The sequence below is a fragment of the Streptomyces sp. NPDC045287 genome (assembly GCF_056432325.1).
Genome location: NZ_JBWKJG010000031.1, coordinates 22,441 through 43,240, shown reverse-complemented (window position 1 = coordinate 43,240; position 20,800 = coordinate 22,441). Strand labels below are relative to the sequence as shown.

Here is a 20,800-nt window from a genome sequence, read left to right as displayed (position 1 = left end):
CTTCCTTACGGGTTGCGGCGGAGGGGTCGGGTCAGGAGACGGCCGCGTGGAGGCGGTCCGCCTGCTTGTCCTTGAGCGGGCCGATCACCGCGAGCGACGGCCGCTGTCCGAGCAGTTCGGACGCCACCGCGCGGACCTCGTCGGGGGTGACGGCGGCGATGCGGGCCAGCATGTCGTCGACGGACATCTGGTCGCCCCAGCACAGCTCGCTCTTGCCGATGCGGTTCATCAGGGCGCTGGTGTCCTCCAGGCCGAGGACGGTGGAGCCGGAGAGCTGGCCGACGGCGCGGGCGATCTCGTCGTCGGACAGGCCCTCGCCCGCGACCCGGTCCAGTTCGTCGCGGCAGATCCGCAGCACGTCGTGGACCTGGCTGGGGCGGCAGCCCGCGTAGACGCCGAACAGGCCGCAGTCGGCGAAGCCCGACGTGTACGAGTACACGCTGTAGGCCAGGCCGCGCTTCTCGCGGACCTCCTGGAAGAGGCGGGAGGACATGCCGCCGCCGAGGGCGGTGTTGAGGACGCCCAGGGCCCAGCGGCGCTCGTCGGTGCGGGCGAGGCCGGGCACGCCGAGGACGACGTGGGCCTGCTCCGTCCTGCGGTTGACCAGTTCGACGCGGCCGGCCGTGCGGATGGCGCGGCGGCCGTCGCGCGGGGCGACCGGGACGGCGTCCGCGCGGGTCAGGGCGCCGGCCTTCTCGAAGGCGCGGCGGACCTGGCGGACGACCGCGGCGTGGTCGACGTTGCCGGCGGCGGCGACGACCAGGTGCGTCGGGTCGTAGTGCTTCTTGTAGAAGCGGGCGATCTGGTCGCGGGTGAGGGCGTTGATCGTGTCGACCGTGCCGAGGACGGGGCGGCCCAGCGGGGTGTCGCCGAACATCGTCTCGGCGAACAGGTCGTGGACGACGTCACCCGGGTCGTCCTCGGTCATCGCGATCTCTTCGAGGATCACGCCGCGCTCGGCGTCGACGTCCTCGGCGAGGATCAGCGAGCCCGTGAGCATGTCGCAGACGACGTCGATGGCGAGCGGCAGGTCCGTGTCGAGCACGCGCGCGTAGTAGCACGTGTACTCCTTCGCCGTGAAGGCGTTCATCTCGCCGCCGACCGCGTCGATCGCGGCGGAGATGTCGAGGGCGCTGCGCCGCCGCGTGCCCTTGAAGAGGAGGTGCTCCAGGTAGTGCGTGGCGCCGTTGAGGGTGGGCGTCTCGTCGCGGGAGCCGACGTGGGCCCAGATCCCGAAGGTGGCGGAGCGTACGGAGGGGAGCGTCTCGGTGACGACGCGGAGGCCGCCCGGGAGGGTGGTGCGGCGGACCGTGCCGATGCCGTCCTTGCCGGGGAGAAGCGTTTGGGTACGGGCGACGGCCCGCGCCTCCGAGGAGGTGCGGGCCGTCGTCCGGAGACTACGGGACGTCACTTGTCGGTGTCGTCCTTCGCGTCCTCGGTGCCCTCGGCGCCTTCCTCGTCCGCGAGGACGGGGATGAGGGAGAGCTTGCCGCGCTGGTCGATCTCGGCGATCTCGACCTGGACCTTGGAGCCGACCGCGAGCACGTCCTCGACGTTCTCCACGCGCTTGCCACCGGCGAGCTTGCGGATCTGCGAGATGTGCAGCAGGCCGTCCTTGCCCGGGAGGAGCGAGACGAACGCACCGAAGGTCGTGGTCTTGACGACCGTGCCCAGGTAGCGCTCGCCGACCTCCGGCATGGTCGGGTTGGCGATGCCGTTGATCGTGGCGCGGGCGGCCTCGGCGGACGGGCCGTCGGCGGCACCGATGTAGATGGTGCCGTCGTCCTCGATCGTGATCTCGGCGCCGGTGTCCTCCTGGATCTGGTTGATCATCTTGCCCTTGGGGCCGATGACCTCGCCGATCTTGTCCACGGGGATCTTGACGGTGATGATCCGCGGGGCGTTCGGGGACATCTCGTCCGGGCGGTCGATCGCTTCCATCATCACGTCGAGGATGTGGAGGCGGGCGTCGCGGGCCTGCTTGAGGGCCGCGGCCAGGACGGAGGCCGGGATGCCGTCCAGCTTGGTGTCGAGCTGGAGGGCGGTGACGAACTCCTTCGTACCGGCGACCTTGAAGTCCATGTCGCCGAAGGCGTCCTCCGCACCGAGGATGTCGGTGAGGGTGACGTAGTGCGTCTTGCCGTCGATCTCCTGGGAGATCAGGCCCATGGCGATGCCGGCGACCGGGGCCTTCAGCGGCACACCGGCGTTCAGCAGCGACATCGTGGACGCGCAGACCGAGCCCATGGACGTCGAGCCGTTGGAGCCGAGCGCCTCGGACACCTGGCGGATCGCGTACGGGAACTCCTCGCGCGACGGCAGCACCGGCACGAGGGCGCGCTCGGCGAGGGCGCCGTGGCCGATCTCGCGGCGCTTCGGGGAGCCGACGCGGCCGGTCTCGCCGGTGGAGTACGGCGGGAAGTTGTAGTTGTGCATGTAGCGCTTGCGGGTCACCGGGGAGAGGGTGTCCAGCTGCTGCTCCATGCGCAGCATGTTCAGCGTGGTGACGCCGAGGATCTGCGTCTCGCCGCGCTCGAACAGCGCGGAGCCGTGCACGCGCGGGATCGCCTCGACCTCGGCGGCGAGCGTACGGATGTCCGTCAGGCCGCGGCCGTCGATGCGGACCTTGTCCTTGATGACGCGCTCGCGGACCAGGGACTTGGTCAGCGAGCGGTACGCCGCGGAGATCTCCTTCTCGCGGCCCTCGAACTGCGGGAGCAGCTTCTCGGCGGCGACCGCCTTGACGCGCTCCAGCTCGTTCTCGCGCTCCTGCTTGCCGGCGATGGTGAGCGCCTGGGCGAGCTCCGTCTTGACGGCGGCGGTGAGCGCCTCCAGGACGTCGTCCTCGTAGTCGAGGAAGATCGGGAACTCGCCGACCGGCTTGGCGGCCTTGGCGGCGAGGTCCGACTGGGCCTTGCACAGGACCTTGATGAACGGCTTCGCGGCCTCGAGACCGGCGGCGACGACCTCCTCGGTGGGGGCCTCGGCACCGCCCTTGACCAGCTCGATGGTCTTCTCGGTGGCCTCGGCCTCGACCATCATGATCGCGACGTCGCCGTCCTCCAGGACGCGGCCCGCGACGACCATGTCGAAGACGGCGTCCTCGAGCTCGGTGTGCGTCGGGAAGGCGACCCACTGGCCCTTGATGAGGGCGACGCGGGTGGCGCCGATGGGGCCGGAGAAGGGCAGGCCGGCCAGCTGCGTGGAGCAGGAGGCGGCGTTGATCGCGACCACGTCGTAGAGGTGGTCGGGGTTGAGCGCCATGATCGTCTCGACGATCTGGATCTCGTTGCGCAGGCCCTTCTTGAAGGAGGGGCGCAGCGGGCGGTCGATCAGGCGGCAGGTGAGGATCGCGTCCTCGGAGGGCCGGCCCTCGCGGCGGAAGAACGAGCCGGGGATCTTGCCGGCCGCGTACATCCGCTCCTCGACGTCGACCGTCAGGGGGAAGAAGTCGAGCTGGTCCTTGGGCTTCTTGGACGCGGTGGTGGCCGACAGCACCATGGTGTCGTCGTCCAGGTACGCGACGGCCGAGCCGGCGGCCTGCTTGGCCAGGCGGCCCGTCTCGAAGCGGATGGTGCGGGTGCCGAAGGGGCCGTTGTCGATGACGGCCTCGGCGTAGTGGGTCTCGTTCTCCACCAGCGGTTTCTCCGTTTGCTTGTCGTCTTTTCGTCCGTGCGCCCGTGTGGCGCGGGACGGGGAGCGGAGAGATCTCGCCTTGTCTGCGGGCCGGTCTTCGATCGAAGCACCCGGGTGCGCCCTGGGACCTTGCGTCCCATGGGGCCCGGGGGCCACTACCGAGGACCGGCGACGGCGAGGCGGCCTCTCCTCCGTGCCATGAACGCGTCCGGTTCCGTCCGCGTCATGGGGTGTTCGTTGTGTCGTTGTGCGACCAGATTACTGAGCCTGTACCCAGGATCGCATTCCGATCACCGCGTGCGGTACACGCGTACAGCAAAGGGAGCGGCTCCCTGTCGTCGGGAACCGCTCCCCTCACGGCGTCTTACTTGGCGCCGCCGGCCGCACCGCGGCGGATGCCGAGGCGGTCGACCAGCGCGCGGAAGCGCTGGATGTCCTTCTTGGCCAGGTACTGCAGCAGGCGGCGGCGCTGGCCGACGAGGATCAGCAGACCACGGCGGGAGTGGTGGTCGTGCTTGTGGGTCTTCAGGTGCTCGGTCAGGTCCGAGATGCGGCGGGAGAGCAGCGCGACCTGGACCTCGGGGGAGCCGGTGTCGCCCTCCTTGGTGCCGAACTCGGCCATGATCTGCTTCTTCGTGGCGGCGTCGAGAGACACTCGGTACTCCTCTTGGTGTTCGATGCGCCCGCGAGTGCCCCTGGTCTTGGTCTCAGGGGGACTTCCGTGACTCGGAGGCGAAGGCTCGATGAGCGCTGCTCCCAGATGCTCCGGGGGCGCGTACACAAACGGCCGTCACACAGCGTACCAGTCCGCGTGGGCGCCGTACGACGTGCCGCCGTGCGGCGTGCTCACGAGGCGCTCACGAGGTGAGGGCGCGGATCGCGTGGTAGACGTCGAAGACCGCCAGGCAGAGCGGGACCAGGGTGAGCAGGAAGAAACCCTCCGCGATCTCCAGGAAGCGGCCCCAGAAGGGCGTGACGCCCTTGTTCGGCACGATCAGCCCGATGGCGACGATCAGGGCCGCGACGAGGGCGATGGCCGCGGCCAGCCACACCGTGCGCAGGTCCAGCGCCCCGCTGTCGCCGCGCAGCGCGGCGCGGACGACGCCCTCCGGCGGGTTGACGCACAGGCCGAGGCCGAGCAGGACGAGGGAACCGAGGCCGGCGGCCAGCGCGCAGCCGACCTGCGCGGAGTACCGGAACAGGTGGGCGCGCATCATCATCGCGGCGCCCGTGGCGAGGGCGAGGAGCTGGCCCCACACGTTGTCGGAGAAGCCGAGCACGCCCGCCGCGGTGACCGCGACCAGGGCGCAGCCGCCGACCAGGCCGACGAGCAGTTCGTGGCCGCGCCGGGCCTGGGCGGCGATGCGGGCGGCGTCGACCGGGCCCTGCGGGGCGCCGTCGCCGCCGTCGTACCCACCGACGGTGGTGCGGGGCGGGTCGAAGCCGATGGGGAGCCGGGCGAGGCGGGTGGACAGGCCGGGCAGGAAGGCGAGCGCGCCGACGGCGAGGGGCGGGCAGACCGCGGCGGTCTCCACGGGGCCGATGCCCGTCAGGATCGCGGCGAACGTCACGAGCAGGCCCACGGCGGAGGCGAAGACGAACGCGACGAACGGCCCGTCGCCGGAGGGCGCGACGAGCATGAGGATCAGCGACGTGACGAGGACGGCGGCGCAGGCGAGCAGGAACTGCAGCCGGCCCGGGCCCTGGCCGGCGGCGAACGACAGCAGTCCGGAGCCGCCGACGGCGGCGTTCGCCATCGCGCCGAGGCCGAGGGCGACGGCCGAGCCGCGGTCGTCGTACACGCGGGCGCGGACGCAGGCGAGCGCCAGGAGGAGCAGCGCGGCGACGCCGGCGAGGATGCCCGGCAGTCCGTGCGTGTCGTGGCGCGGGTCGGCCTGCCACAGGACGAACGCGAGCAGCACCAGCAGGACGGAGCCGCCGAACAGGCCGGAGCCGCGCATCAGCGCGTCCGTCCAGAAGCGGCGGTCGCGGGCGACGGCGGAGGCGACGGCGTCCGAGACGTCGTCGAAGACGGCCGGCGGCAGCGACTCGGCGAAGGGCCGCAGGGAGAGCAGCTCGCCGTCGAGGATGCGCTGGGCCGCCAGCGACCTGGCCGCGTCGAGCACCGTGCCGTCGCGGCGGACCAGGTGGTAGCCGACCGGGCCGCCCTCGGCGGGGCTCTGGCCGGACAGCCGGAGGATCTCCGGGTAGAGGTCGGCGACCGGGATGTCCTCGGGCAGCGCCACGTCGACGCGTCCGTCGGGCGCGACGACGGTGACGCGGCAGAAGCCGGTTCCGCCGCCGGACGGCGTCGCGGGAGCCGGGTGGCCGGTCGTGGTGGCCGCCGCCTGGGCCGTCATGCTCACCTTCTGCTTCCCCTCGTGAGAACGGTGACTTCTCGGGCGTGGACGGCGGTGTGCCGGCGCCGTCGTGGCCAAAGCGCCTGCCTGCGCTTCGAATGCCCCCTGTTTTGCGGTAGTTCACGGGTCCGCAAATCCGTCGCGTCACCCTACCGCCCGGCCGTCACCCCCCACGCAAGTAGGATCCCCAACCGCGGATGGAACCCGTCGCCACGGGGGCGCCGATAGGAACGTTTCCGTCCGGCAAGGGAATTGGTGAGCTGTGAGCCAGATCGTCGTCAAGCGCCCACCACGGGTCCTGCCGTCCGAAGTGCCCAGCGAGCAGGTGCAGGTGCAACCGCCGCCCGAGCTGCCCCGTGGGCAGCAGGAGGGGGCGCTGATGCAGATCCTGCCGATGCTCGGCATGGGCGGCTCCGTCGTGTTCTTCTTCATGACCCCGAACCCGATCATGCGGATCATGGGCATGGTGATGATCGCGTCGACCGTCGGCATGGGCATCGCGATGCTGGTGCGGTACCGGCGCGGCACCCAGGGACAGCTCGCCGACCTGCGGCGCGACTACCTCAAGTACCTGAACCAGACGCGGCGTGCCGTGCTGCGGACCGCGCGCCTCCAGCGTGACGCCCAGTTCTACCTGCACCCCTCCCCCGAGCAGTTGTGGGCGCTGGTCGCCGAGGGCAGCCGGGTGTGGGAGCGGCGCGTGGGCGACGACGACTTCGGGCAGGTGCGCGTCGGCCTGGGCAGCCAGCAGCTCGCCACGCCGCTGGTCGCCCCCGAGACGGCGCCGGTGGACGACCTGGAGCCGCTGACGGCGGGCGCGATGCGCCAGTTCCTGGCGACGCACGGCACGCTCGACGGGCTGCCCATGGCGGTGTCGCTGCGCGCCTTCTACCACGTGACGGTGAGCGGTGAGCAGGAGTCCGTACGGGCGTCCGCGCGCGCCATGGTCGCCTCGCTGGCGTCGCTGCACTCGCCCGAGGACCTGGTCATCGCCGTCGCCGCGGGCCAGGACGCCGCGCCGCGGTGGGAGTGGGCCAAGTGGCTGCCGCACGTGCAGGCGCGGGGCGCCGTCGACGGGGCGGGCACGCGGCGCCTGATCACCACGGACCCGATGGACCTGCAGGACCTGCTCGCCGGGCTGCTGGAGGGCCGGCCGCGCTTCCAGGGTGGCGACCACCCGCTGCTGGACCGGCCGCACGTCGTGGTCGTGCTCGACGGGCAGACGGTGCCGCCGATGTCGCCGCTGGCCGCCGCGGAGGGCCTGCAGGGCGTCACGATCGTCGAGGTCGTCCGGGGCGAGGGCGCCGGGGCGCGCGGCCAGCTTTCGGTGGTGGTCCACCCCGGCGAGCTGCGGCTGGAGTCGGGCCACGGGCTCGTGTACGAGGGCACGCCGGACGGGCTGAGCCCGGAGGCCGCCGAGGCGTTGGCCCGCCAGTTGGCGCCGCTGCGGATGGCGTCGGGTGGCGACGACGACGAGCCGCTGCTGGCGAACCTGGACTTCACCGACCTGCTGAACCTCGGCGACGCCGCCTCCGTCGACGTCAGCCGGACGTGGCGGCCGCGGTCGCAGTCGGAGCGGCTGCGCGTGCCGATCGGTGTCGGCGAGGACGGCTCGCCGGTCATGCTGGACCTGAAGGAGGCCGCGCAGGAGGGCATGGGCCCGCACGGCCTGTGCGTCGGCGCGACCGGTTCCGGCAAGTCGGAGCTGCTGCGGACGCTGGTGCTGGGCCTGGCGGTCACGCACTCGTCGGAGACGTTGAACTTCGTCCTCGCGGACTTCAAGGGCGGTGCGACGTTCGCCGGCATGTCGCAGATGCCGCACGTCGCCGCCGTCATCACCAACCTGGCGGACGACCTGACGCTCGTCGACCGCATGGGCGACTCCATCCGCGGCGAGCTGAACCGCCGCCAGGAGATGCTCCGTGACGCGGGCAACTACGCGAACATCCACGACTACGAGAAGGCGCGCGCGGCCGGCGCCCCCCTCCAGCCGATCCCTTCGCTCGTCCTCGTCATCGACGAGTTCAGCGAACTGCTCACCGCGAAGCCGGACTTCATCGAGATGTTCGTGCAGATCGGCCGCATCGGCCGGTCCCTCGGCGTGCACCTGCTGCTGGCGTCGCAGCGGCTGGAGGAGGGCCGGCTGCGCGGCCTGGAGACGTACCTGTCGTACCGGATCGGCCTGCGGACGTTCTCCACGGCGGAGTCGCGCGCGGCGATCGGCGTGCCCGACGCGTACCACCTGCCGAACGTGCCCGGTTCCGGGTACCTGAAGTTCGGTACGGACGAGATGGTGCGGTTCAAGGCGGCGTACGTGTCGGGGGTGTACCGCTCCAACGCGCAGGCGCTGGCGGAGGCCGGGGGCTCGCTGCCGGTGGACCGGCGGCCGGTGCCGTTCACGGCGGCGCCGGTGCCGATCCGGTACGTGCAGCCGGCGGCCCGGGCCGCGCGGCCGGACGGGGGCCGGCCGGAGGACGACGCGCTCGCCGACTCCGTGCTGGACGTGATCGTGCGGCGGCTGGAGGGCCGCGGCGTGGAGGCGCACCAGGTGTGGCTGCCGCCGCTGGACAACCCGCCGCCGCTGGACGAGCTGCTGCCGGGTCTGGCCGAGGTGCCGGGGCGCGGGCTGACGCAGCCGGGCTTCGAGGGCGCGGGCCGGCTGGTCGTGCCGGTCGGCGTGGTCGACAAGCCGTTCGAGCAGCGTCGCGACACGCTGTACCGGGACTTCTCGGGCGCGGCGGGCCACATGCAGATCGTGGGCGGTCCGCAGTCCGGCAAGTCGACGTTGCTGCGGACGATCATCTCGGCGTTCGCGCTGACGCACACGCCGCACGAGGTGCAGTTCTACGGCCTGGACTTCGGTGGCGGCGGCATGTCGGCGGTCGCGGGGCTGCCGCACGTGGGCGGTGTCGCCTCGCGCCTCGACCCGGAGCGGGTGCGGCGCACGGTCGCGGAGGTGTACGGCATCCTGTCGCGGCGCGAGGAGTACTTCCGCAGCGCGGGCATCGACTCGATCGCCACGTACCGGCGGCTGCGGGCGCGCGGCGACATCCCGGTGACGGACCAGCCGTGGGGCGACGTGTTCCTCGTCATCGACGGCTGGGGCAGCTTCCGCTCCGACTACGAGGGGCTGGAGCACCTCGTGATGGACATCGCGGCGCGCGGCCTCGGCTACGGCATCCACCTCGTCCTCACCGCGTCGCGGTCCATGGAGGTGCGCGCCAACCTCAAGGACCACCTGATGAACCGGCTGGAGCTGCGGCTCGGCGACCCGATGGACTCCGAGCTGGACCGCCGGGTCGCGCAAAACGTGCCCGCGGGCGTGCCGGGCCGGGGCCTCACCCCGGAGAAGCTGCACTTCATGGCGGCGGTGCCGCGGATCGACGGCATCAACTCGGACAGCGACCTGTCGGAGGCGACGGCGGCGATGGCGCAGGAGGTGTCCCGGCACTGGACGCTGCCGGGCGCGCCGGGCGTGCGGCTCCTGCCGCGCGAGCTGCCGGCGGCGAACCTGCCCGCGGGCTTCGCCCACCCGGAGCGCGGCGTCGCCTTCGCGATCGACGAGAACAACCTGGCGCCGGTCTTCGTGGACTTCGAACGCGACCCGTTCTTCCTGGTCTTCGGCGAGAGCGAGTCGGGCAAGTCGAACCTGCTGCGGCTGCTCGTCAAGCAGCTGAGCGAGCGGTACGACGGGGACAGCTGCAAGCTGTTCGTCATCGACAACCGGCGCGCGCTGCTGGATGCCACCCCGCCGACGCACCTGGCGGAGTACGTGCCGATGTCCAACAACATGGACCACCACGTGGAGGCCCTGTCGGGGCTGATGCGGCGCCGCACGCCGGCGGAGGACGTCACCGCGCAGCAGCTGCGGGACCGGAGCTGGTGGCAGGGCCCGACGGTGTACGTGGTCGTCGACGACTACGACCTGGTGTCGACGTCCAGCGGCAACCCGCTGGCACCGCTCACCGAGCTGCTGCCGTTCGCGCGGGACGTGGGCGTCCGGTTCATCATCGCCCGCAACTCGGCGGGCGCGAGCCGCTCGGCGTACGAGCCGTTCATGCAGCGCATGATGGAGCTGGGCGCGCAGGGCGTCATCCTGTCGGGCGACCCGCACGAGGGCGAGGTCCTGGGCGGCGTCCGCCCCCGTCCGATGCCCCCGGGCCGCGGCGTCTTCGTCTCCCGCCAGCGCGGCAACCCGCTGGTGCAGACGGGTCTGATGCCGTCGGACGTGCGGTAGGCATCACGGAACCACCGAGGGGCGCCCGCCTGGAGAGGCGGGCGCCCCTCGGTGGTTCCGGGCGCGGTGGCGGGGACGGGCGCGGTGGCGGGGACGGGCGCGGTGGCGGGGACGGGTCGGGCCGCCGCGGGAGAGCGCGGCGCGGTTCGCGGTCGGCGGCGGCTTCCCGGCGCGACGGGGCGCGCGGCCGGTGGCTCCCCCGCGCGGCGCGCATCCGACGTACCGGCGTGACGGGGGCGGGCGCCGGATCCCGATGCCGGGCGCCGGATCCCGTCGGCGCGGGCGGGGGCGGGGCGGGGGCGACGGTGGCAGCAGTCGGGGCGGACACCTCCCGCGCGTGTCCGCCCCTTGCCGCCGATGTCGGCCGTGCCGCTTCCTACATGAAGTTCGACGCGGCCTTCTTGTCGCCCTGCTGGTACGCGGGGGCCGCCTCGCGGACCGCGTTGGAGATCTGGACCAGCGACGTGTGGATCTGCATCGCCCTGCGGTCCCAGTCGGCCTGCGCGGTGTTGTACGCCTCGCGGGCCTCGCCCTCCCAGAGGGACGAGATCGACTTGATCTTCGCCTGGATGTTCTTCAGGCTCTGGTCGAGCCGGTCGGCCTGCTTCTTGATGTCACGCGCGGCGTCTTCCAGCTTCGCGTAAGTGACAATCATCGTGCCGTCGTTGTTGTTCGCCATCGGTCCTCCAACCGCGTCGAGCTGTCGTGTGCCGGCCGCGAACGGTGCGCGGCCGGGAGAGGTCAGTAGTTGCTGAGGTTCGACGTGCGGGCCTCGGCCTTGGCGTCGCCCGAGTAGCCCTCGGCCACGTCGACACCGCGGAGGGCGGCCTCGACCTCGGTGTCCGTGTTGCCGGCGATCGTGCGGGCCGCCTCGATGGCCTCCTGGAAGTTCAGCAGGAGCTTGCCGATGCCCACCATGTTGCGGTTGATCGCGTCCTGCTTCTGGTTGAACGCACCGGCACCGATACCGGCCCAGGCGCCTTCCAGGCTGTCGATGGTCGCCTGCAGGACGGACAGCTGGCTCTTCACGTCGTCGAAGTTGCGGGTGAGCTCGTCCTGCAACCCCTTGAGGGCAACGCCATTAACCTTCTGGACTGCCATGCGATGTGCTTCCTCTCTGGAGGTTCTCGGTGGGTCTGATCGCCACCGTCGGGTACGGGCGGCTCGGTTCCTGCCGCTATGGCGTACGGCGCTTGCGGGCGAAGAGGAAGACTCCCCCCGCGACGACGACCACGGCCGCGGCGCCGCCAAGAATGAGGCCGAGGGAGCTCCCGTCCCCGGCTTCCTCGCTGGAGCCTGCCACGGTCGCGCCGGGTGTGGCCTGGCCCTGCGGGGCTTGTGACGAAGCTGGTGCAGACGCGGCGGGTGAGGCGGACGATGCGGGTGACGCGGACGAACCACCGCCCGCGCCGGACGTGTCCTCGTTCGTCAACGGGTTGATGTCCGGGTCACCGGGCTTGCCGAGGCCCCGGTTGATGTGGGCGCCGGGGCGGACGATGCCGTGGCCCAGGTAGCTGCTCGTCGTGCCGGGCTTCCAGCCCTCGCTCCGGCCCGCACTCTCGAACATGACGCGCAGGACCTGGTTCGCGGTCCAGTCGGGGTGCAGGGACCAGATCAGCGCGGCGGTGGCGGAGGCGATGGCGGTGGCATGGCTCGTGCCCTGCTGATTGATGCAGTACCCGTCGAACTTGGCGTCGCACCAGCCCGGAATGCCCTTCCCCGGCGCGGCGATATCGACGAAGCTGCCGTGCTGGGAGAACTCGCCCACCGTTCCCTCACGATCGGTTGCCGCTACTCCGACGACTTCCGGAAAGGCCGCCGGGTAGAGTCGCTTGTTCTCCCCGTCGCCGTCATTCCCCACGCCCGCGAACATCAACTTCCCCTTGCTCTGGGCGTACTTCACCGCCTCGACCATGCGGTCCGTCTTGTACCTGTAGGCGAACGACATGTTGATGATCTGCGCTTCGCTGTCAGCTGCGGCGCGAACGGCGTCTTCGAGCGCCCACGGGTTCTTGTCGAGTTCGTCGGAGCCGGACACGTTCGTGCGGAAGGGGATGATCTTGGCTCCGGGGGCCAGCCCCTGGATGCCGCCTGCCCGTCCTGTGCCGGCGATCAGCTCCGCCATGGTGGTGCCATGGCCGCTGTTGTCGTCCGTCTTCCCGTTGACCTTCGTTGCGTCGAGGCCCTTGAGGACCTGTCCCCGCAAGGTGGGGGTGGACGCGTTGACACCCGTGTCGATGACCGCGACCTTGATGCCTTGGCCGGTGGTCTTCTTCCAGATCTTGTCGACGTGCATCGCGTCCAGGTACCACTGCTGGGCGCGCATGTCCTCCGCGACGGCGGAGGGAGCCAGGCCGACGAATCCGATGGCCCACGCGCCGACCAACGCGACCGCGCATGTGACCCGCCGCCGCAACCGACGCGTCGTTCCTGCTGTCATCCTGGCTCCCCGCACCTTTCCTGTCCTCAGTCGATCACCGGAGGAACGGCGCCGCGCCGCCGGGCCGTCCACGTCTCTTCGTCTTCCACGAGGTAGTCGGGACGCTCGGAACCGGTGTGCTCCTCGTCCTTCCGGCCCTTGTTCCGCTGCGAGCGCGGGGTGCCCACGACGCCGTTCACACTGGGCGCGCCCCGGCCCGTGGAACGGGCCCCCGCACCCGGGTTCGCCCCGATGACGCCCCCCGTGACGGGTCGTGCAGCCGACGGCCGGCCCTGTGCCGCGCCCTCGCCGCCGATCACCGTACCCCTGGGGATACGGGAGCCGCCGGCACCGCCCGCGGCCGTGCGCGGCTGGGGCGTGCCGCCCACGATCCCTCCGCTCGCCCGGCCGGTGACCGGTGCGGGGCCGCCCGTACGTCCGGCGGTCGGCGTGCCCGGGGCACCGGGACGGCCCACCATGTTGTTCGGGCCCTGGCCACCGATCACGCCCTGGCGTCCAGCGGCGGGCGTACCGGGGGTGCCGGGCGCTCCGGGCCGGCCGACCATGTTCGTCTGACCGGGTCCGGTGGTGCGCCCCGCCTGGCCGGGACCGCCCTGCCCCGCGTGCGGGCCCCCGGGAACACCCGGACGGCCGACCTGGCTGGTGGCCGGGCCCGCCGGGCGCGGAACCGCCGGGGTGCCGGGAACACGGCTGGTACCCGGCCCCTTCCCCGTGTTCGGGAGTCCGGGAGCCATGGGCGGCGGCGTGACCGGACCGCCACCACCCGTGGGAGTGGTCGGCGTGGGCGTGGGTGCGGGCGGGGCCGTCACCGGAGGGGGCGGGGCGGTGACGGTGTCGATCTGCATCGACGGGTCCAGCGTCGCGGGTGGCGGCGTGGGGCCGAGGACGTCCGCACGCGGCGGCACACCAGTGGTACCGCCGCGCTCGGCCCCGTAGGCGGCCTGCGGCTGTTCGGCGCCGGTACCACGCTGTACGCCCGTGGGCGGCACCGCCCGTGAACCGCTGCCGTCTCCGACGGCGCCCGTGCCCGTCGGCGGCGGCACCGCCGCCTTCAGCCGCTCCGGGAACTTCGGCGGTTCCTGGGACGCCAGGGTCTGCTCCGACACCGCGTAGAACGACGCCAGGCGGTTCAGTTGGTTGATGGCCTCCTGGCGGTCGCGTTCCGCCTTGACGGCCTTCTGGTAGTCCTCGTTGTCCGCCGTGCGCTCCGACGGGGGGAAGTCCGTGGGCTTCTTCGGGTCGGGGCGGTTGTCGCGGGGCGGGCGGGCGTTGCGGACGGAGGCCAGGCCCGTGCTGGCGACCTTCATCTGCGCGCCCACGACGTTGGCGAAGCTCGCCAGGTTGTACGTGTACGTCGCGAGGTCGGCGGCGAAGCGCTGGAACTCCGTACCCGCCTCACCCTTCAGGTCCACGGCCGCGGCGTCCTTCTTGAGGTCGCGCGCCGCGTCGTTGAGCGCCTTGCGGGCGGCCTCCAGGGCCGTGCCGGCGGCCTCCAGGTCGGCCGGGTTGGCCGCTTCGAGGAGGTCCAGCATCGCGTTGAGCGGGGCGTTCTCGAAGTTGGTCTTGCCGAAGAAGCCGCCGGGGCCGCTGCCGGTGCCGAAGCCCATGCGCTCGAACTGGGCCGAGAAGCGCTCCAGCCGGTCGGTGGCGGTGAACGTCGTCCGGATCTTCGACGCTTCCTGGCTCTGCTGCTGCTCGGGGGTGAGGTTCTTGTCTTCGGTTCCCATCGGCCTTACCCCAGGTCCTTCGTACCGGTCTGGATGTCGTGGTCCGGCTTCTCCTGCTTCTGCCGCTCCTCCGCCGCCACTTCCAGGCGGTCCTGGATGGCGTGGAAGCGGCGGCGCGTGTCCTCGTCCACGTTGTCGAAGCCGACGTCGGCCGCGTGGGCGCCGAGGCGCAGGAGCTCCATCTGGTCGGCCAGGAGCTTGGAGAGGGACACCAGTTCCCTGTGGACGCGGGCGTACTGCGCGAAGAAGCCGTCCGCTTCCGCGAAGGGCAGACCGGTGCCGCTGAAGGCGCCGCGCTCGATGGTGTGCTCGGCGACCTTCTGGCTGCCGCCGGGGCCGTTCTCGAATTCCGTCAGCAGCGCGTTGATCTTGGACTGGAAATTTCGTAGCGCGCCTGCGCCGCGCTCAAGGTCGCCCATGACCCTTGTCCCTCCCCGTTGTTCCAGCGGTCACGCATGGCGATCAAACTCTTGCGCTATTCACCGATCGCACGCCCGCCACTCTATCCAGTGCCTCCGACAGCCCCAAGTGGCCTGCCCGTGACGCGTCTTCTGCGTGGACGGCGCGGGAAGGCCCCCCGGTTGCGGTGTGGCCGCGCACGTCCTCACCCGTTCGCGGGACGCGTCGTCGTACGGCTGCGGCGGCGGGCGTCGCGCAGGGCGATCGCGGTGCCGGCGATGGCGGCGACGAGGACGCCGCCGCCCACGACGACGTACGTCGCGAGGCGGGCGTTGCGCTGTTCGGGCGTCTCGCCCAGGTGGAGCTCGGCCGGTGTCGGCGGTTCCGCCTTGGTGACGCCCTCGTGGGCGACCGGGGCCTCGATGGGCTTGTCGTCCTCCGTCAGCGCCCGCACGGGGTCCACGACGCCCCACCCCACGAGCCGGTCGTGGCCGGCGATCGAGCGTTCCGCGGTCTGCTGGATCTGGGCGACGATCTGCTTGCGCGTCCAGTCCTCGTGCTTGGCCTTGATGAGCGCGGCGATCCCCGCGACGTACGGGGCGGAGAAGCTGGTGCCGTTGTCGGCGCAGTGGCCGCCGCCCGGCACCGTTGTGATCATGTCCACGCCGGGTGCGGCGACGCCGACGAAGTCGCCGGACTGGGAGAAGGCGGCGCGCTCGTTGTTGCGGTCGGAGGCGGCGACGGCCAGGACGCCCTCGTAGGAGGCGGGGTACGTCTTCTTCACGTTGCCGTCGAGGCCGTCGTTGCCCGCGGACGCGACGACCACGATCTCCTTGTCCAGGGCCTCCTGGACGGCGTCCTTCAGGAGCGGTGTCGGCTCGATGGCGTTCGCCGTGTCCTGGGAGATGTTGATGACGTCGGCCTCCTCCTCGATGGCGTGCCGGATGGCGGTCGCCAGCGTCGCGGCCGTGCCGTTGCCGTCGGCGTCGTTCTGCTGGATGGGGATGATCGTCGCGTCCGGGGCGAGGCCGACGAAGCCGGTGCCCTTCATGGGGCGCGCGGCGATGATGCCGGCGACCTTCGTGCCGTGGCCGACCGTGTCGGTCGTCCCGTCCTCCCTGCCGCGCTCCACCTTGTTGCCGTGCTCGTCCTCGGCGTCCTTCGGGATGAGGTTGATCCCGCTCCCCGTGTCGACGGCCGGCTTCAGCTGCGGGTGCTTCACGTCGACGCCCGTGTCGATGACGGCGACGCGGACGCCCTTGCCCGTGGACTGCTTCCACAGCTCGTCGAGCAGGACCCGCTGGAGCGCCCAGGGCCGGCCCTCGTAGGGCTTGCCGGGGTACGTGCACTGGCCGGGGGTGTCCGCCGCGGCCGGCGGGGCGGGCAGGGCGACCCCGAGGAACGCCGCCGCCGCCAGGGCCGCCGCCCGTCGCCTGTTCGTGGACCTCATCGCGTACGCCTCCGCCTCACGAGCCCTGCGGCTGCCGTGCCGCCGCCGTCGACAGGCGCGGACCGGTCGGCAGGAACGCCGACCAGGCGGCCGGTACGGGCTGCGGGTCGACGTCCTTGTAGCCGAGCCGGTTCTGGGCCTGCTGCGCCTCCAGGAGGCGCGCCTTCTTCTCGTCCTCGGAGCCGGAGGAGCCGATGCCGGAGTCGTCGGCCGGGTTGTCGCCGTTGGACTGCATCGCGTACCGCAGGCCGGTGTCGGTGACGAGGAAGAGGAAGCCGGCGTCGGTGCGCGAGCCGGTGAACTGGCGGAAGAGGAGGCCCGTGCCGGGGGTGACGTACGCGCTGCTGGAACCGGTCGGCAGGGGCGCCGGGAAGTCCTCGCCGACCCAGGTGCCGAGGGTGGTGGAGCCGTTGTCCTCGTCGACCTCGCGCAGCACGTTGCAGACGGTGTTGCGGCTGCCCTCGCCGGTGCTCGCGGAGTTGACCGGCTTCGGGGCGTCCCGCGGCCACTTCTTGTCGCGGCCGAACGCCTCGCCCGGCCGGAAGGCGGCGGCGCTGACGGACGTGGCCTGGCCGTCCTGGCCGAGCTCGATCAGTTCGCGGCTGTTCAGCAGCAGCTTCGCGGTGAAGTCGGAGACGGGCGCGACCCGGCCGGGCAGGACGACGTACTGCTGCTTCCTGGTGCCGTCGGTGGCGGTGAGGACCATGCCGACCTTGTTCACCTCGGGGTCCAGCTCGCCGGGGACGCCGGCGGGGGAACCGGGCTCGCCGTCGATGGTGGGGAAGGTGATCTCGTCGCCCTCGTGGAGGGTCTCCAACCAGCCGGCGGAGACGCGCTGCGGGGTGCGGCCCTGGCCGACGAGCTGGCGGAGCAGCAGTTCGTTCTTCTCCACCGGGTACGCGGTGCCCTGGGCGTCCACGATGTACCGGGTGCGGTCGGGGGCGGGCCCCTCGACGTACAGGAGGTCGCCGCCGCTCAGCCGGCCGGGGCCCTCGGTCCTGCCCTTCTCGCGGTCGGCGAAGACGAACGCCGCCTTCTGGATGGCGCGGCCGCCCTCGACGGGGCGCTCGCACACGGCCCAGCGCTTGGCGGTGCCGGCCTCCTTCGCGTCGGGGAGGCGGTCGGGCGCGTACGGAATTCCGAGGGTGGCGCCGTGCCGGATCTTTCCGCTGTCGAGTACGGATTCGTCGACTTTGATGACCGTTCCCTTGTCGGGATTCAGCAGGAGTTTCGCGGAGGCCATGTTGAGGACCGGGTGCAGCTGTTTCGTCCTGCCGGTTTCCAGGACGACATAGCGTGTTGTCGACTTACTGGCGATGATGACGTTCTCACCGGGCCGGTCCCAGTTCTTCGGGGCGACCGGGCGGAACATTCCCCACGCGCCGAACACGGCGAGCACCACGACGCCCACGATGATCCCGGGCAGCACCGCGCGCAGCGGGCGGGGCGCGCCTTCTTCCGAGCCGGTGGAGTTGGGCTGGACGAATTGGGCGACGAGCCTCCGCTTCGCGAAGGTGTAGGCGTTGAGTTCGTCCCGACGCGATGCCATGTATCCGCTGTCCCTCTCCCCGCTGGGCCGCCGCGTCCCCCTGGTCCCCAAGGGGCACCGGCCGTCGTAACCGCCCCCTACTATGCCTGCTGGCGGCCGGGCCGCTTTGCTCAGGTAGGGTGATCGCCCGGTCAACGGCCGTGTGAATTCGGCTTTTACGGACACGAGGGGGCAACGCGGCGATGGGTACGGCGACGCGCGCGCGCACGAGGCGGTCCGGCGAGGGACGCCCCGCCCGTTCCCGCCGGCAACGCAGCAACGGCCGCCGGACCGGAGGACATCGTTCCGCCCCGGCTTCCCCGGCGCCCGGCTCCGCGCCCGCCCCCGTTCCGCGCCCGCTGTCGCGGGTCGGCCGCGTGGGGCCCTTCCAACTGCGCCAGTTGGTCCTGGTCGAACTGGCCCTGGCGCTGGCCGCGGTCGGGGTTGCGCTGCGGGGCCTGTGGCTGGTCCCGACGCTGTCCGTCGCCGTGGTGCTCGTGCTGCTCGCGGTGGTGCGCCGCCGCGGCCGGGCCGTGCCGGACTGGGCGTCGACGGCGCTGGCCCTGCGCGCCCGCCGCCGGGCGGCCGCGCCCTCCGCCGTGGACGTCGACCCGTCGCTGGCGCCGATCGTGGAGGGGCTGCCGGGGTTCCGGCCGTTCCCCTACGTCGACCGGAAGCGGCGCACCGTCGGCATGCTCGGCGACGGCACGTTCCTGACCGCGGTCGTCCGGGTCGAGGCGGGCGGCGCCGCGCCGCGGCCGGCGTTCGGCGCGCGGACGCTCCCGCTGTCGCTGCTGGGCGGGGCGCTGGAGGTCGACGACATCGTGCTGGAGTCGGCGCAACTGGTGCAGCAGGTGCGTTCCGCACCGGCGCCGCACCTGCCGCAGCAGGCGGTGGCCCGGCTCTCGTACGCGCCGCTGCAGCAGCGCACCGGGGCGCCCGCCCTGCGGATGACGTGGGTGGCGCTGAAGCTGGACCCGGAGCGCTGCCGGGAGGCCATCGCGGCGCGCGGCGGCGGTCTCGAGGGCGCCCAGCGGTGCCTGGTGCGCGCGGCGGACCACGTGGCGAGCAGGATCACGGGCGCCGGGTTCGAGGCCGTCGTACTGGACCAGGAGGAGCTGAACTCCACGATGGCGACCGCGGCGTGCGCGAGCCCCCGGCTGGCGGCCCGCGCGCACCGCCCGGACGCCACGCCGCAGCGCCGCACGGTGGAGACGGCGCGCGTGTGGCGGTGCGACGACCGCTGGCACACGACGTACGCGGTGGGCCGCTGGCCGGACCTGGCCGACGGCGGCGAGGGGTCCCCGCTGGCGAGGCTCGTGTCGCTGCTGACGGCGACGCCCGCGTACGCGACGACGTTCGGCCTCGCGATGCGCCGCGGATCGCGGCAGGGCACCGTGGACGTGGCCGGGTACGTGCGGATCACCGGCGGCTCGGACACCGAACTCATCGGGGTGCGGCGGGCGTTGGAGCAGGCCGCCCGGTCGGCGAAGGTCGGTCTGGTGCGGCTCGACCGGGAGCAGTTGCCCGGGGTGCTGGCGACGCTACCGCTGGGAGGGACGCAGTGATGTTCGGAGCACGGTCGGCACGCGCCCCGCGCGGACTGTTCGGCCCGCGCCACGCGGGCCACAGCGTCGCCGCGGACGGCATGGGCGCCCTGTCCCTGCCGGTCGGCGACGACGGCGTGGTCATCGGGGACGACGCGGAGGGCAACCCGCGCATCGTGGGCTTCCACCGCTCCACCCCGTACGACGTGCTGCTCATCGGCGGCCTGTGGACGGCGCAGGTGCTGGCGCTGCGCGCGGCGGGCACGGGCGCCCGGGTGGCCGTCGAGACCGGCCGGGCGCAGGCGTGGACGGCGCTGGCGCACGCGGCCGGCGCGGGTCTGGAGTGCGTCACGCTGCACGACGTGGGCCGGGTGCCGCCGATGGGCGCCACGGTCGGCAGCCCGGTCGTGGTCGTCCGCGACTGCGGCATGCGGCCGCCGCGGGGCCGGGTCGTGTCGTCGCCGTGGCAGTCGGTGCTGACGCTGCTGCCCTACCTGAGTCCGGTCGCGCCCCGGCTGATGCGCGCCGCGACGCTCGTGGGCGTGCAGCGGGTCTCCCCGCAGGAGGCGGAGCAGATCGGCCGGATCCTGGGACTGGCGCGGGCCGAGTACGAGGCCCTGCCGACGCTCGCGGACGGCGTGACGCTGTGGTGCGCGGGGCGGGAGCGGCACTGGGTGATGACGAGCGGCACCGACGCGGAGACGGGGCTGCTGGGCGCGGCCCGGCGGATGGACTGAGGCCGCGGCGGAGAACCGCCGAGGGGTTCCGTGCCGTCTGTCAAGTGGCCCGGCCCCGCGGCGCGTCCGGCTCTAAGATGCCGGGACGTGACGCGTGCCGCAGCCGCAGCCGCCGTCGCAGCCGACCGGGCGGGGCTCCTGAAGGGGCACGTTCGTCCCAGCCGTTACCGAAAGGACTCGAGCGATGGGCAGCGCACAGGAGAAGGACGAGTTGTACGCCCTCGACATCTCCGGGGTGGAGTGGCACGGCCCTCCGGGCACCAGCCCCGACGAGGAGCGCGTCGAGATCGCCTACCTGCCCGGCGGCGCGGTCGCCATGCGGTCGTCGCTGGACCCGGACACGGTCCTGCGCTACACGGAGGCGGAGTGGCGGGCGTTCGTCCTGGGGGCGCGTGACGGGGAGTTCGACCTGAAGTGAACCGCTGACGGCACGGCGGTGGCGGCGGACCCCGCGGCCCGGGACCCCCGGGCGGGCGGGGTCCTTCCGCGTGGAGGGGCGGGCGGCCGAGACCTGATTGTTGGAGAGGCCGCACCGGTGCGCGGAGCCGTGAGACGCTGTCAACATGTCGGCTTTTGAAGGCTTTCGCTCCACCCTCTCCTCACACAGGGGTGTGGTGGCGTCACATGGCGGTGAGGTCCACCGGTCCGGTGGCGCCCTCGCCGATCGACGGGCCTGACGCGCGGGCGCCGTCGGCGATTAGGGTGGGAGGGGCCGGCCGTGACCCCGCGCGGGCGTGCG

The 20,800-nt window shown here is 72.4% G+C and carries 15 protein-coding genes; 4 read left to right on the top strand and 11 right to left on the bottom strand.

Annotated elements, in window-relative coordinates; all coding sequences use genetic code 11:
• Positions 1-31: 31 nt before the first annotated feature.
• From AC07D6_RS31915 to eccD, 4 genes are all read right to left on the bottom strand, one after another.
• Positions 32-1,411 carry a M16 family metallopeptidase gene (locus AC07D6_RS31915; RefSeq protein ID WP_479050207.1) on the bottom strand — a complete coding sequence of 460 codons (1,380 nt, stop codon included), beginning with the start codon at positions 1,409-1,411 and terminating at the stop codon, positions 32-34.
• Complete coding sequence (locus AC07D6_RS31910) at positions 1,408-3,636, bottom strand: polyribonucleotide nucleotidyltransferase (RefSeq protein ID WP_315881662.1); 2,229 nt, start codon at positions 3,634-3,636, stop codon at positions 1,408-1,410. Before AC07D6_RS31910 ends, AC07D6_RS31915 begins: the two co-directional genes overlap by 4 nt.
• Positions 3,637-4,000: 364 nt before the next feature.
• Complete coding sequence (gene rpsO / locus AC07D6_RS31905; RefSeq protein WP_023586232.1) at positions 4,001-4,291, bottom strand: 30S ribosomal protein S15; 291 nt, start codon at positions 4,289-4,291, stop codon at positions 4,001-4,003.
• Positions 4,292-4,493: 202 nt separating this feature from the next.
• Positions 4,494-5,996 carry a type VII secretion integral membrane protein EccD gene (eccD, locus tag AC07D6_RS31900; protein WP_479050204.1) on the bottom strand — a complete coding sequence of 501 codons (1,503 nt, stop codon included), beginning with the start codon at positions 5,994-5,996 and terminating at the stop codon, positions 4,494-4,496.
• Positions 5,997-6,258: 262 nt separating this feature from the next.
• On the opposite strand from eccD, the gene eccCa reads away from it, so the two are divergent.
• Complete coding sequence (gene eccCa / locus AC07D6_RS31895) at positions 6,259-10,233, top strand: type VII secretion protein EccCa (protein ID WP_479050202.1); 3,975 nt, start codon at positions 6,259-6,261, stop codon at positions 10,231-10,233.
• A gap of 376 nt (positions 10,234-10,609) precedes the next feature.
• Here eccCa and AC07D6_RS31890 read toward each other — a convergent pair whose 3' ends face one another.
• The 7 genes from AC07D6_RS31890 to eccB all read right to left on the bottom strand — a co-directional run bounded on the left by AC07D6_RS31890 (position 10,610) and on the right by eccB (position 17,798).
• Positions 10,610-10,912 (bottom strand): WXG100 family type VII secretion target, encoded by a 303-nt coding sequence (locus AC07D6_RS31890; RefSeq protein WP_315876373.1) that lies wholly within the window; start codon positions 10,910-10,912, stop codon positions 10,610-10,612.
• A 62-nt stretch (positions 10,913-10,974) separates the two neighbouring features.
• The gene (locus AC07D6_RS31885) at positions 10,975-11,334 is read right to left on the bottom strand and encodes a WXG100 family type VII secretion target (RefSeq protein ID WP_315876371.1); all 360 of its coding nucleotides are present in this window, start codon (positions 11,332-11,334) and stop codon (positions 10,975-10,977) included.
• Positions 11,335-11,410: 76 nt separating this feature from the next.
• Positions 11,411-12,673, bottom strand: coding sequence for a S8 family serine peptidase (locus AC07D6_RS31880; protein ID WP_479050199.1), 1,263 nt, complete (start codon positions 12,671-12,673; stop codon positions 11,411-11,413).
• Positions 12,674-12,699: 26 nt separating this feature from the next.
• Positions 12,700-14,400 carry a WXG100 family type VII secretion target gene (locus AC07D6_RS31875; protein ID WP_479050197.1) on the bottom strand — a complete coding sequence of 567 codons (1,701 nt, stop codon included), beginning with the start codon at positions 14,398-14,400 and terminating at the stop codon, positions 12,700-12,702.
• Positions 14,401-14,405: 5 nt separating this feature from the next.
• Positions 14,406-14,819: a hypothetical protein gene (locus AC07D6_RS31870; RefSeq protein WP_479050195.1), complete on the bottom strand. Its 414-nt coding sequence runs from the start codon at positions 14,817-14,819 to the stop codon at positions 14,406-14,408.
• A gap of 185 nt (positions 14,820-15,004) precedes the next feature.
• Positions 15,005-16,249 (bottom strand): type VII secretion-associated serine protease mycosin, encoded by a 1,245-nt coding sequence (gene mycP, locus AC07D6_RS31865; RefSeq protein ID WP_479050193.1) that lies wholly within the window; start codon positions 16,247-16,249, stop codon positions 15,005-15,007.
• A 16-nt stretch (positions 16,250-16,265) separates the two neighbouring features.
• Positions 16,266-17,798: a type VII secretion protein EccB gene (gene eccB / locus AC07D6_RS31860; RefSeq protein ID WP_315876366.1), complete on the bottom strand. Its 1,533-nt coding sequence runs from the start codon at positions 17,796-17,798 to the stop codon at positions 16,266-16,268.
• A gap of 182 nt (positions 17,799-17,980) precedes the next feature.
• On the opposite strand from eccB, the gene eccE reads away from it, so the two are divergent.
• The 3 genes from eccE to AC07D6_RS31845 all read left to right on the top strand — a co-directional run bounded on the left by eccE (position 17,981) and on the right by AC07D6_RS31845 (position 20,479).
• Positions 17,981-19,345, top strand: coding sequence for a type VII secretion protein EccE (eccE, locus tag AC07D6_RS31855; RefSeq protein WP_479050191.1), 1,365 nt, complete (start codon positions 17,981-17,983; stop codon positions 19,343-19,345).
• Positions 19,345-20,061, top strand: coding sequence for a hypothetical protein (locus AC07D6_RS31850; RefSeq protein WP_315876364.1), 717 nt, complete (start codon positions 19,345-19,347; stop codon positions 20,059-20,061). Before eccE ends, AC07D6_RS31850 begins: the two co-directional genes overlap by 1 nt.
• A 184-nt stretch (positions 20,062-20,245) precedes the next feature.
• Positions 20,246-20,479 (top strand): DUF397 domain-containing protein, encoded by a 234-nt coding sequence (locus AC07D6_RS31845; RefSeq protein ID WP_315876363.1) that lies wholly within the window; start codon positions 20,246-20,248, stop codon positions 20,477-20,479.
• The last annotated feature ends 321 nt before the right edge of the window (positions 20,480-20,800 follow it).